The organism is Pseudoalteromonas sp. SaAl2 (assembly GCF_052947895.1).
This window is the reverse complement of the sequence record NZ_CM129605.1, coordinates 3,578,514-3,590,359: the sequence shown is the minus strand read 5'-3', so window position 1 is coordinate 3,590,359 and position 11,846 is coordinate 3,578,514. Positions and strand designations below refer to the sequence as shown.

Here is an 11,846-nt window from a genome sequence, read left to right as displayed (position 1 = left end):
AGCACCGATTATTGCCGTTGAACTCAGTAACGTACTCTACGATGAAACCGCCGCAGAGACATTGAAAAGCTCTTTTAGTGAAGATGAAGTCTCATCAATCTATAATGAGTTTGTCCTCTCAGCTCGTAACAAGTTAATACGTGCGCAACAATTACACGATGAGGACAAGGATCAATGTATTAAAGTACTGCACCGACAAGCTAGTACGGCATTGCAGCTTGGTTTTAACCGTTACGGCTCCGAGCTAAAAAAAATAGAACGGCGACTGTTAGACAACAAGCCGCTTAAAGATGCCCTCACCGATGCAATCGTATTATGGCAAAGTAGTTTAGAACAGTATTTAAAATATGTGAGAAGTGAGCTGAGTTAGTGAGTTAGTGAGTTTGCGAGTTTGCGAGTTTGCGAGTTTGCGAGTTTGCGAGTTTGCGAGTTTGCGAGTTTGCGAGTTTGCGAGTTTGCGAGTTTGCGAGAGTATAGTTTCAAGGAATAAAGAAGCAAAGTTAAAAAAACGGGTTTATTCACAATTACTGTAAAGTCGTTTTTCAATAAATTAAGATGACTGTCTTTTTTATTTGTTTTTTTATTTGTTTTCTAAATTGTAATGTTTGCACGCCGCATTAGCATCCTATGAGAAACCGATTGCTCAACTCATAATATTTTAGTTTAATAGGTACGCGCTGAATAACTAAGGATAGAACGATGCTCATTTTTAAAGTTTTGATTTTGGTCGCTCTATTAAAGCTACTAATTAATACTGAACGCCCTAAATTATGCGCAGGGATTTACACTGGAATTGTATTATTGATTAACTTAATGTCTGGTGTAGGATTTCTTACAGCTATTGTTGCAACAGCCATTGCAGGTGCATTGGCGTTACTCTACTTTTGGCTACTCAACCATTTTAGAGATACCGCTATTTTCTGGGTAATATTAATTATAGGCTTGGTTATTAGCCTGATTTGATTCGTCAAACCTAACCATTAACTTCTACCGTAAACATCGTCAAAACGTTCAATATCGCTTTCATCCAGTATGCTACCGGTTTGCACCTCTATTAATATAAGTGGTTTATTTTGGCTATTAGCTAAACTGTGTATATGACCTGCGGCTATATAACAGGATTGATCGGCAGTTAAAGCACTGGCTTTGCCATCAATACTGACATCTGCAACCCCCGACACCACCACCCAATGCTCAGCTCGATACTGATGGCGCTGAGTAGAGAGCCTGCCGCCGCTATTAACCGTGATTTTTTTTAACTTTAAAACCACTTCCTTCCACTAGCACACGGTAACTTCCCCAAGGTCGATAAACAGCCTGATGGTTAAGTAGCTTATCGCTTTGCTTATTCGCTAACTGGGCTAGGAGCTGTGGTAACTGATCTAATTGCGCTTTATTTGCCACTAACGTTGCGTCGTGGGTATGAATAACGGCTAAGTTATTTACACCTAGAGCCGCGATAATGTGGCCTTCTTCACTGTAAACAAGGTTATTTTCGCTATTAAACAACACGTCGTTATAGCTAGCATGATTGCCTAAACTATCTTTACTGACACTTTGCCACAGCGCATTAAAGCTACCAACATCACTCCAATTAAGAGCTAAAGGTAGCACCACTACATTATCGCTACGCTCTAATATTGCATAATCAATAGAATCACTTGGGCATGAGCTAAGCGCGGCTTCATCAGCCCTTATAAACCCTAAATCTTGGCTAAAATTGGCAGCATCGGCAACGGCACGGGCTATTTTTGGCGCAAACCTTTCCAGTTCGCGAAGGTAGCTTTTTGGCGTAAACAAAAACATGCCACTATTAAATGAGTATTCACCACTTGTCACATACTGTTGTGCCAGTTCTAGATCTGGTTTTTCTTTAAACTCATCAACTTGATAGCAGTGTGAATTAGCTATTTTTGAGCCTTGTTTAATATACCCATAACCACAGTTAGCTGTATCTGGCTTAATTGAAAAAGTAACCAGTTTCCCTTGTTCGGCCATTGCGATTGCATCTGGAAGTTGTTGCACTAAATGCTCAAAGTTAGCGATATAATGATCGGCAGGAATAACAAAAATAGGTGAATCAATTCCCTGAGCTAATGCATACTGTGCAGCAAGTGCGATAGCTGGTGCGGTATTTTTACCTTGCTGCTCTAATAGAATAGCTTTAGGCGTTACGCCTATGGCTTCACACTGATGGCTGGCAATAAATCTATGCTGTTCATTACATACTAAAATAGTGTCATTGAAACAATCACCATTAACCCGTGCTAAGGTATTTTGTAATAACGATTTCTCATCTAACAAAGAGAGAAATTGTTTTGGCATCGCTTGGCGAGATAAAGGCCATAACCTTGATCCGATCCCACCAGCGAGAATTACAGGAGTGATTAAAGACATTTACCAGCCACAGCTTGATTTAATTGCTTCATTCTAACAGAAGATTAAGCTCCTTTAATATGCTTCGCCCTATAACTCATAGAGATATTTCTACCGTTACTTTAAGAGTAACTGAAAATATATCCATTAAATTCGTTACATTAATTACTCAATTGCTACACTACAAAAAAGTAAACTAAATTCATGTTTTATGTATTTTAAGGATTAATAATGCGAGCGTTGTTATGTTTTTTTGTATTAACCATAGCTGGCTCAAGCCAAGCTGCAACCACCGTATTCCAATGTGAAAAGAATGGTATTGCTATATTTAGTCAATTCCCTTGTGATGAAAATGCCAAAGAAGTCAATATTAAAACGCCTAATATAGCGCAAACTCAAAGTGAACAAACTCAAAAAAATACACTAGACTCTGTGGATAACTACCTGAAAATACAAAAAAATAGATCGCGAAATTACTGAGCACCAACAGGCAATCAAAAAGTTACAAGAAACGTTTGCAAAGAATAAGCAAAAAGTTGACTACATGACGCAAGACAGTGCTAACCGCATGGGTGCAAATTCCATCGCAGATGCGATTGCTCAGCGCACTGATGAGTTAAAAAGTTATTTTAAGCCACAAATAAGCAGCCATGAGAAAAAAATTAAAACACTCATTGAACTAAAAGATGACTTACGCCAACAATCAGGGCCTTAGCACGCCTTGTACGACTGCGATAAACTGCTCAATATCTTTTTCATCATTATAAATATGCGGTGAGACCCTAATCCCATACGCTCTTTCATCAACACTGATGTTCGCAGCTGTCAGAGCATGCATCACATTAGCTTGTTGCTGTGCAAAATTAAAAATAGCGGTTCCACTAGAGGCTTGTGCCGAGCTGGGTGAAACCTGATATTCACTCAAGGCTAAATTTAACTGGGCTAACAATTTAAGATTATATTCACGAACTGATGCAACACCTAATTTTGCAAAGTATGCAATGCTATGCCCTGCTATAACATAGGGAGCAATCGAAGGGTTCCTCCCCAAAAACGTAATGCCGTAGTATTGTAATCAAAATGATTAATATCAAACTCAAAGGGGTTTTGATGTGAAAACCAGCCGACATCTGTCGGTTGGCAAAGTTCGAGTTGCGCTTCACTGACCCACAAATAGGCCGCGCCAGGCCCTGAGCACAACCACTTTACACTGGAGCCAATCATAAAGTCGACTTCAACAGTTGCTAAGTCGAGCGCTAAGATACCCGCAGATTGTGCTACATCCACTAGACTTAAGCAGTTATTGTGCTTACATAGCTGTGCAATGTCGCTAACAGGAGCTTGTTGCCCCGTGTTGGAATAAGCATGACTAATAAAAACTAAGTCAGTATCTGGTTTTATATATTGCTGCCAAACGTTAATATCTGTTAAGTCTAACTCACTGGGTATATAGTCAATCTGAGCACCTTTGGCCAACGCTTTTTGCATAACAAAACCCATACTCGGGAAATCGCTTTGCGCCATTAATACTCTGCATTTACTTTGTTTAAACCTTGGGTGCGACATTAATATTTTAGTTAATGCACTGGATAAATTAACCTGCGGACAAAAAAGTGTTTGTTTACTGTTAAATAAATCGCTCAAAGCCTGAGTGAAACGCTCAATGGTACATAGCCATTGTTGCCATGGCTCTTTATTAGTCGTTTGCCATGGTGAAAAAAACTGCTCGTTGAAATCGCTTTGGCTACTTTTTAATGCTCGCCCAACCGAGTGATTTAATAGATAACACCCTGAAGATAAATTAAAGTCATCTTTATACATTTATTTTTTTCACCCACTTTTTTAGCTGCGATAAGTCATCATAGCGAGTTTTTATATCATCACGTTTAGCCGCAGCACGGCGATCTCTGAGTTTCTCAAGTGAATCTAACAAAACATGCAATGGCGGCCCGCTCGCCGTCACTTTTTGCATATGTTGTTGCTGCATTTGCTGAGCAGGTTGCGCTATAAACTTACTAACCAATTGATTATGATGACCAATTGCCGTATCACCATGAAGCTTACAAACCTGAATAAACAGTTTTACATTGGTTTGAAACCAATCACTTTCACGCATATTTGATGCAGCTAAAAAATCATCCATAATACTTGGCATACGCATTGATTCACGAAGTATTTGTTGATCTTCTGGCATCATGTATAAAAATTTATCCACCAGCATTTGTGAGTAGTTTGGCTCATTTGCAAAACATAAGCCCAGTAGCAAATCAATTACATTAATACCAGCAAAATCTCCCGCATTCGCGCCACGATAGACTTCTTTACCAACTCGATACGGCTTGTAATATGGACGTACACAAAAAAAGAATCGATCTGTATCGAGCTGTGTATATAACGCGTTATTTGATTCAATAACATCTAAAAGTGCCATTTTTGCAACTTTAAGTAGATCGCCGCACAACGGGTGTGAAATACCTAGAGGTTGCATCTTTAATAGTGCGTCGGCTGCTCGCTTATACGCCAAAATACCTTTTGTGTTGTAATCAATAAACAGTTTTTCATCTGGTAAATCCGTAAAGCGTTTATATACACCATCGACGGCTTTGTTATGGGTGGTTAAATGCGCAGTAGCAAAACGTGGAGTCACCCCAATCGAAGCGCCTATGTGCATCGCTAAAGCCGACGCTTCAACGAGTGGCGATGTTGTTTCTCGTGATGGCTCAGTAATTTCATGACGACGACACGCCGCCATAAATAAACCCACATTGCCAAGTAAATCAAATGCGCTGTCAAAGCCTTCATCTGTATTGCCCTCAGCTAACAGTTTACTTATATGAGTATTCCCTTCAAGCTCTAGCTGATGCTTATATTGCTCCCCTACAAACTCCACATTGGCTTTATCATCTTGCTGCCAATATAACTTCTCCAAGTTAGTATTTATTTCAACAAACCGGGTTCTGAGCCATTCGTCAAATGCTTGAGTATTTTTACTCATATTTACTTTATCCAAAGTTTTTTATTGCATTTATGTTAACAGATAGCATAGAGTAGTAATCAGCAAAAACCCTAAAAATTATTTATAAAATTAGTGGTTTTAACTATTTAACAACCAACTTTCAAAGAAATCCTACAACTCATGAGTTTAGATAAAAAAGATCGAGAGCTGTTAATTCGCCTACAAGATAATGCGCGTAGCCCTATTTCACAATTGGCCAGCGAGGTAAACTTATCGGATACACCTTGTTTAAGACGCATAAAAAAGCTCGAAAACACTGGGGTTATTTGTGGCTATCATGGCGCAATTAATCCAAAAAAGGTTGGCTTAAATGTTTTAGTGTATGCATTTGTAAGATTAAATCAGAACTCAGTCAGTGCAGCAAACTCCTTTGAAGAACAAGTTGAAAAGCTTGCCTATGTTTTAGAGTGTGGGGTGATTTCTGGCAGCTATGATTATTTACTAAAAATAGTGGCTACTGATTTAGAAAGCTACGAGCACTTTGTTAAATATAAGCTGGGAAGCATTGATTGTATTGCAAATATTGAGTCAACTATTGTTTTAAAGCAAGCTTTTAGTAAAAAGCAATTACCATTATAAAAAGCCCCCTTTCTTGTACTATTTAGCTATACTGAAGCGAATATAAAAATAAATACAACAGGACACACGTGAAGGTATTTCAATCTAAAATAAGCTCTTTATGCTTTTACGTAGTTCTCTGTGCCGCTTACTTCTTGATCGGCAAATTACTCACGAATTTCGCATTCCAATCCCAGGTCATTCCTATCTGGTTACCAGCGGGTATTGCTCTTGTGGGTTGCTTTATTTGGTGGTGGCGATTTATCCCCGCCCTTTTTATTGCCTCAGTTGCATTTAACCTCAGTGCTGGCGAAAGTAGCGTCAGCGATAATGTGCTTGTAGGTAATACACTAAATGAAGTTTTATTAATAGGTTTAGGGGTAGTGGTACAAGCCATGGTAGGGGCTGGCTTGTTAAAGTATTGGCTAGGACACCCTCTTTACCTTAAAACTCGAAAGGCGATTATATTTTTCATATTTATCATTGGCATAGTCGTCAGTCTTATTTCGGCAAATATTGGTGTATACGCCCTAAGTATCTTTAACCCGGCTTACAGTATTAGTAATCACTGGAGTAATGTATTGTACTGGTGGCTGGGTGATGCTTTAGGAGTGTTAATAACAACGCCTTTATTACTTGCTTTACTACAAACTAAAAATAAGCGATACAACCTAACCTCCCTCCCTACCATTTTAGTATGCTCCGTATTGCTAGTGTCGGTTGCAATGACGACAAAACTCTATAATCAAGAAAGTAGTTCTAATGCGTTACAAATAGCGAATCGAGAAGCGCTGATCATTGAAAATAGCCTATTTCGCTATTTAAATCGTAGCCAAATTGCAGTACAAAGCCTCGCAAGCCAGATGCAATCTGACCCTAACTTAACATTACAAGAATTTTATAGTTATGCATCAGAGTTACTCTCACAACATGCTTTTATAAAAGCATTGTCTTGGAATGAAAAAATCAGCCAACAACAAATACCTAAACTCCGTAGTGAGTTAAAAGATATTTATCATATGGATATTGAAATCAAAGGTGATCCCTTATCCACAAACGACCCACTTGTAGTGGTAAAGTACATAGCACCTTTTACTCAAAATCAATCTGCACTTGGTTTTAATGTATTCTCGCGTGCTGATAGGCGGCAAACGTTATTAGATCCCAGTATTAAATATCAACCTGTAGGAACTAAAATAATAAAACTGGTGCAAACGGATCAACCTGAGCCAGCTTATTTACTTTTTGCTCCCGTGTTTAAACAAAACAATGATCAAGCGACTATAAAAGGGTATGCAACAGGGGTATTTCTAGTAAGAAATATCATTGAGCAAGCAATTACCCAAGAGCAAGTCGATATGTTCAATATCGTTATTTATGAAGATAAAACACACCCTGCTTTTTTTATTAATGGGCAAGAGAGCAATAAAAAAAACGCCATATTTTCAACGGTTGAGATTAACTTCTCTGGGCAAACCTGGTTTATCGATTTAACCATAAAAGATGAGTTTATCCCTCATTACACAAATCAACTGACTTTATTTTTACTTGTATTACAGGTCGTTGTTTGTAGCCTTATCCTCATGGTTTTATTGTTGTTTAACCACCAACATATCGCGCTTTCAAGGTTAGTATCGGAGCGCACCCGTTCACTTGAGAATGCGAAACAACAGTCCGATGAAGCCAATAAAGCGAAAAGTCGCTTTTTAGCAAATATGAGTCATGAAATTCGCACACCGTTAAATGCAGTGATTGGTTTTTCAAGTTTAGCGAAAAAAGAAGACAATCTAGAGACTTTAACTCACTACCTTAATCAAATTAATTTAGCATCAAAGTCACTTTTGAACTTAGTCAATGACGTATTAGACATATCTAAAATTGAGTCTCAAAAGCTAGTATTAGAAAGCCGCCCTTTTGACTTGAACGAACTACTAGAACGCATTAATAGTATGTTCAAATCCACAGCTGAAAATAAAGGTATCAGCTGGCATTGCAATAATAATCTACCTCATGACACATGGTTTGAAGGTGATGCAATGCGGATTGAGCAAATACTCTTAAATTTATGTAGTAATGCAATTAAGTTTACTCATCAAGGTGAAGTAAGTATTAATGCAACTGTTTTCAAAACAATCGATGATAAAATGGGTATCTCTATCAGTGTAAAAGACAGTGGCATTGGTATCGCAGCATCAGAGCAAGACAAACTTTTTGATGCTTTTACTCAGGCGGATGATTCAACTTCTAGGCGCTTTGGTGGTACAGGCCTTGGTTTAACAATAGCTAAAGAACTTAGTTTATTAATGTCTGGTGACATTTCTTTGCACAGTAAAGAAGACGAAGGCTCCACATTTACTTTAAACCTTGAGCTTGTAACGTGCCCAGCACAAAAGAAATTACAAAAACTCAAAAGCGATATTGATTTAAGTAAATTAAAAGTACTTGTTGCTGAAGATAACTCAGTAAATCAACTCGTAATAAAAGCGATGCTCGACTCGTTAGATATAAAACCGACCTTAGTTGAAAATGGCGAGCTTGCCGTTGAGCAAGTAAAAAATAATGAGTTTGATATTATATTAATGGATTGCCAAATGCCGGTGATGGATGGTTATAAAGCCACGGCCTTAATTCGCCAATTTAAAACAATTGAGCAATTGCCTATTATAGCACTTACAGCTGATGTAATGCCTCAAGATAAAGCGCATGCGTTAGCTATTGGCTTTAATCAACACCTTGCAAAACCGCTTGAACTCGATAAGCTAACACAGTGCCTCACTCAATATGTAGATAATAATGAAAATTAAAGGATTTTTCAGCTCACTTGGCTTATTTGTTTCACTTAGTTTTAGTTCCTTAGAGCTTGCAGCTGATAATAATTGTGTTGATCAGTTAACAGATCTCGACTTCATAATAAAAAGTAAAGAACAAGGTTTACTGCGTTTTACCAAGCAACAATCCAAACAGGTATTTTCATATCAACCTAACACCAGCTTTACCAAGTATTTAGAGTTTGCTTATCAGCATATTACACAAGAAAATCCACGAGCAAAAATGCCTTGCCCAGTATTAACGCCAACCTATAAACAACTTGTAGAGCAAGGTTCACGACCAGAAAAGGCAAACATTGCCGATATTATTGCACCTTTTGAATTACGCCAACCAAATAACGATAAGGTTGCCTTACTCGTTCATGGCCTAACGGATTCGCCCTTTACTTTTCATGATTTAGCGCAAGTTTATTTTCAACAAGGTTACAGTGTAAGAACCATACTGTTACCCGGCCACGGTACCGCAGCAGATTCACTACAAAACGTTAACGCAAAGCAATGGCAAGACGCTGCTGACTACGCCATAGAACGCACATTAATTGATTATGACAGCGTCGTGCTTGGCGGCTATTCTACAGGTGCAGCATTACTGGTTAACTACCTAACTACTCAACCTGTTGATCAAAATATCAAAGCTCTCATGTTGTTTTCTCCTGCAAGCGAGCCCCATAACAAAAATGGCTGGTTAGCACAGTGGATTGATTTAATTCCATTTGTTGATTGGATAGATGAAGACGCTGACATTGACTTTGCCAAGTATGAGTCATTCCCTTGGAATGCCGCAGCTGCTGCACACGATGCAATGGCAACGATTAAGTTAACAAGCCTTAAAAAGCGCAATTTACCTAACATCCCTATATTTAGCGTTTTAAGCGATGTAGATACCACGATTGATAGCCAAGTAACACTGGCATTACTTAACACATTGCACGATAAAAAAGCTCGCCCTAAGAACGACTTAGACACCCTAGTGTTATACGGTGATAAAAAAGCAATACCGACAAGCTTTGCTGAAGATTACACTATTTATAACCCTCAGTGCGTAAATAATAGTTGTAAAAATATTCATGGGATATCACATATTGCTGTGGTTAATTCACCAAATAATCCACATTATGGCAGTAAAGGGGCTTATCGTAATTGCGGCAGCTACCTTGATGATGAAATACTTTACCAACAATGTAAAACGATAGAGAAACCTAACATAGGTGAACGCACAGCTGATAACTTAGCCCAATACAAACCTTTTCAGCGTTTAACGTATAATCCTTATTTTGACGAACTAAGTCAGCAAATACAGCAGTTTTTACACGCAGTTGAACAACAATAGAGCCGTTTATGTCACGTTTTCGTCATCATTGGTTTAGCGCTATTAGTGAAATAGATGCCAACATTTGGCAGTCTTTTTTTGGCGATAACCCATTTACTGATCACGCCTTTTTATTTGCATTAGAGCAAAGCCAGTGCGTGAGTCAAACCAGTGGCTGGCAACCTTTGCACTTAGCTATTTACGAAAATGACGAAATCGTCGCACTCGCACCTGGCTACTTAAAAGGCCATTCTTATGGTGAGTATGTCTTTGATTGGGCATGGGCAGAAGCCTACCAGCAGCATGGTTTAGCCTATTACCCGAAATGGCTATGTGGCTCACCGTTTAGCCCCATTGAAGGTGAGCGTATTGCGATACATGCGAATGATTCAGGTGCTGTGAATGAGTACATTGTGCAATTACTTAACGAACATTGCCAAGAAAATGGCTGGTCTGGTTGGCATATTAACTTTTGCCCGAAACAACAAGTTAATGACTTTGTAGACCTTAATGCAATGGCCCGTATTGGTGTGCAATTTCAGTGGTTTAATCATAGCTATAAAAGTTTTGCTGACTTTTTACAAAACTTAAACGCCAGAAAGCGCAAAGCAGTCAAAAAAGAACGCAACAAAATCACTCAGCAAGGTATCACGATTAAATGGTTACAAGGCAATCAGATCACGCGCGAAGTAGTCAGTCAATTTTGTGAGTTTTATCAGCGTACATATCTAAAGCGCTCTGGCCACATGGGCTATTTAAACCATGAGTTTTTTATTTTATTACAGGCTTTAATGTTAGATAAATTGGTGATCATGCACGCCCTGAAAGACGAAAAGGTAATCGCAGCAACACTGAGCTTTAAAAGTGATGGTACCTTATACGGCCGCTATTGGGGAGCCAGTGAAGAAGTAGATTGTCTGCATTTCGAGCTGTGTTACTACCAAGGTATTGAATATTGCATTAACAATGAATTAAATTGCTTTCACTCAGGTGCTCAAGGCGAGCACAAGATAGCCCGCGGTTTTGAGCCTGTTTTTACGCATTCTATTCACACCATAATAGATCAAAATTTTAGCCTCGCGATTGCTGACTTTTTAAAGCGAGAAACCAACGGCACACTCTAGCTTACCTGCAACACTGTGAGACCCTATTACCTTTTAAACGAGATGTTTAAACACTAATAATTGGTTATTAGCAGGCATTTGGTTATCACTCAAAAGTGTTAAACCAGCTTGCTGCGCAAGTTTAATAATGAGTTCAACGTCGCGAATACCACTTTGACTATCTTGCTGTTTTAGAAACTCATCAAAGCGCTGATTACTATCACTGGTAAATTGGCCTTGGTACTTAAATGGGCCATAAATAAACACTATACCAGCAGGTGCTAAATGCTGTTTTACACCCGCAAAAAATTGTTCAACTAACTTCCAACTTACGATGTGTAGCGTATTAGCAGTGTAAATAGCCTCCACTTTATTAACTGGCCAATCGTGATTTAAATCTAATGTTAAAGGCGAGTGTAAGTTACTTAACTTGGCATCCTCTAACCATTGCATTATGCCAGCATGATTAATTAAACGGTCACTCGTATACCACTGCAAATGAGTTAAATGCGCCGCAAAATGCACACTATGCTGCCCTGTCCCTGATCCCACTTCTAACACATTTTGGGTGTCACCAAGATACTGCTGTAAAACAGCTAATATAGGCCCTTTATTATTTTCACAAGCTTGAGAAAATGGTTTATTCATTCTTTTTT

At 38.6% G+C, this 11,846-nt stretch carries 9 protein-coding genes and 3 pseudogenes; 8 read left to right on the top strand and 4 right to left on the bottom strand.

The features are described from left to right. Nucleotides 1-61: 61 nt before the first annotated feature. Both ACU8V8_RS16920 and ACU8V8_RS16915 read left to right on the top strand, forming a co-directional pair. The gene (locus tag ACU8V8_RS16920; protein ID WP_446888271.1) at nt 62-370 is read left to right on the top strand and encodes a hypothetical protein; all 309 of its coding nucleotides are present in this window, start codon (nt 62-64) and stop codon (nt 368-370) included. Between the two features lie 329 nt (nt 371-699). Then, entirely contained in the window at nt 700-963 is a 264-nt protein-coding gene (locus tag ACU8V8_RS16915) for a hypothetical protein (protein WP_446888270.1), read from the top strand. Nucleotides 964-980: 17 nt separating this feature from the next. Here ACU8V8_RS16915 and ACU8V8_RS16910 read toward each other — a convergent pair. Further along, nucleotides 981-2,397: pseudogene (locus tag ACU8V8_RS16910) on the bottom strand (mannose-1-phosphate guanylyltransferase/mannose-6-phosphate isomerase). A gap of 210 nt (nt 2,398-2,607) precedes the next feature. Between ACU8V8_RS16910 and ACU8V8_RS16905 the strand changes: the two are divergent. Continuing rightward, nucleotides 2,608-2,856 carry a hypothetical protein gene (locus tag ACU8V8_RS16905; RefSeq protein WP_446888269.1) on the top strand — a complete coding sequence of 83 codons (249 nt, stop codon included), beginning with the start codon at nt 2,608-2,610 and terminating at the stop codon, nt 2,854-2,856. 64 nt (nt 2,857-2,920) lie between these two features. Then, nucleotides 2,921-3,091 (top strand): hypothetical protein, encoded by a 171-nt coding sequence (locus ACU8V8_RS16900; RefSeq protein WP_446888268.1) that lies wholly within the window; start codon nt 2,921-2,923, stop codon nt 3,089-3,091. Here ACU8V8_RS16900 and ACU8V8_RS16895 read toward each other — a convergent pair. Next, nucleotides 3,080-4,197, bottom strand: a pseudogene (locus ACU8V8_RS16895) (aminotransferase class V-fold PLP-dependent enzyme). The gene ACU8V8_RS16900 and the pseudogene ACU8V8_RS16895 overlap by 12 nt on opposite strands. Continuing rightward, complete coding sequence (locus ACU8V8_RS16890) at nt 4,190-5,371, bottom strand: PrnB family protein (protein ID WP_446888267.1); 1,182 nt, start codon at nt 5,369-5,371, stop codon at nt 4,190-4,192. Before ACU8V8_RS16890 ends, ACU8V8_RS16895 begins: the two are co-directional and overlap by 8 nt. A gap of 141 nt (nt 5,372-5,512) precedes the next feature. Here ACU8V8_RS16890 and ACU8V8_RS16885 point away from each other — a divergent pair, with 141 nt between their 5' ends. The 4 genes and pseudogenes from ACU8V8_RS16885 to ACU8V8_RS16870 all read left to right on the top strand — a co-directional run bounded on the left by ACU8V8_RS16885 (nt 5,513) and on the right by ACU8V8_RS16870 (nt 11,261). Beyond that, nucleotides 5,513-5,971: an Lrp/AsnC family transcriptional regulator gene (locus tag ACU8V8_RS16885; RefSeq protein ID WP_446888266.1), complete on the top strand. Its 459-nt coding sequence runs from the start codon at nt 5,513-5,515 to the stop codon at nt 5,969-5,971. Between the two features lie 68 nt (nt 5,972-6,039). Beyond that, nucleotides 6,040-8,754 (top strand): ATP-binding protein, encoded by a 2,715-nt coding sequence (locus ACU8V8_RS16880; protein ID WP_446888265.1) that lies wholly within the window; start codon nt 6,040-6,042, stop codon nt 8,752-8,754. Further along, a complete protein-coding gene (locus tag ACU8V8_RS16875) occupies nt 8,744-10,108 on the top strand; it encodes an alpha/beta hydrolase (RefSeq protein ID WP_446888264.1) in 1,365 nt (454 codons plus the stop codon). Before ACU8V8_RS16880 ends, ACU8V8_RS16875 begins: the two co-directional genes overlap by 11 nt. Before the next feature lie 8 nt (nt 10,109-10,116). Beyond that, nucleotides 10,117-11,261 (top strand): annotated as a pseudogene (locus ACU8V8_RS16870) (GNAT family N-acetyltransferase). On the opposite strand, the gene ACU8V8_RS16865 reads toward ACU8V8_RS16870, so the two are convergent. Next, nucleotides 11,245-11,838: a DUF938 domain-containing protein gene (locus ACU8V8_RS16865; protein WP_446888263.1), complete on the bottom strand. Its 594-nt coding sequence runs from the start codon at nt 11,836-11,838 to the stop codon at nt 11,245-11,247. The pseudogene ACU8V8_RS16870 and the gene ACU8V8_RS16865 sit on opposite strands and share 17 nt — an antisense overlap. Nucleotides 11,839-11,846: the final 8 nt, after the last annotated feature.

Bases quoted from the DNA above. Each gene is read 5' to 3' on its own strand.
- ACU8V8_RS16900 (WP_446888268.1), top strand. From the start codon at position 2,921: ATGACGCAAGACAGTGCTAACCGCATGGGTGCAAATTCCATCGCAGAT.
- ACU8V8_RS16905 (WP_446888269.1), top strand. From the start codon at position 2,608: ATGCGAGCGTTGTTATGTTTTTTTGTATTAACCATAGCTGGCTCAAGC.
- ACU8V8_RS16890 (WP_446888267.1), bottom strand. From the start codon at position 5,371: ATGAGTAAAAATACTCAAGCATTTGACGAATGGCTCAGAACCCGGTTT.
- ACU8V8_RS16875 (WP_446888264.1), top strand. From the start codon at position 8,744: ATGAAAATTAAAGGATTTTTCAGCTCACTTGGCTTATTTGTTTCACTT.
- ACU8V8_RS16885 (WP_446888266.1), top strand. From the start codon at position 5,513: ATGAGTTTAGATAAAAAAGATCGAGAGCTGTTAATTCGCCTACAAGAT.
- ACU8V8_RS16915 (WP_446888270.1), top strand. From the start codon at position 700: ATGCTCATTTTTAAAGTTTTGATTTTGGTCGCTCTATTAAAGCTACTA.
- ACU8V8_RS16865 (WP_446888263.1), bottom strand. From the start codon at position 11,838: ATGAATAAACCATTTTCTCAAGCTTGTGAAAATAATAAAGGGCCTATA.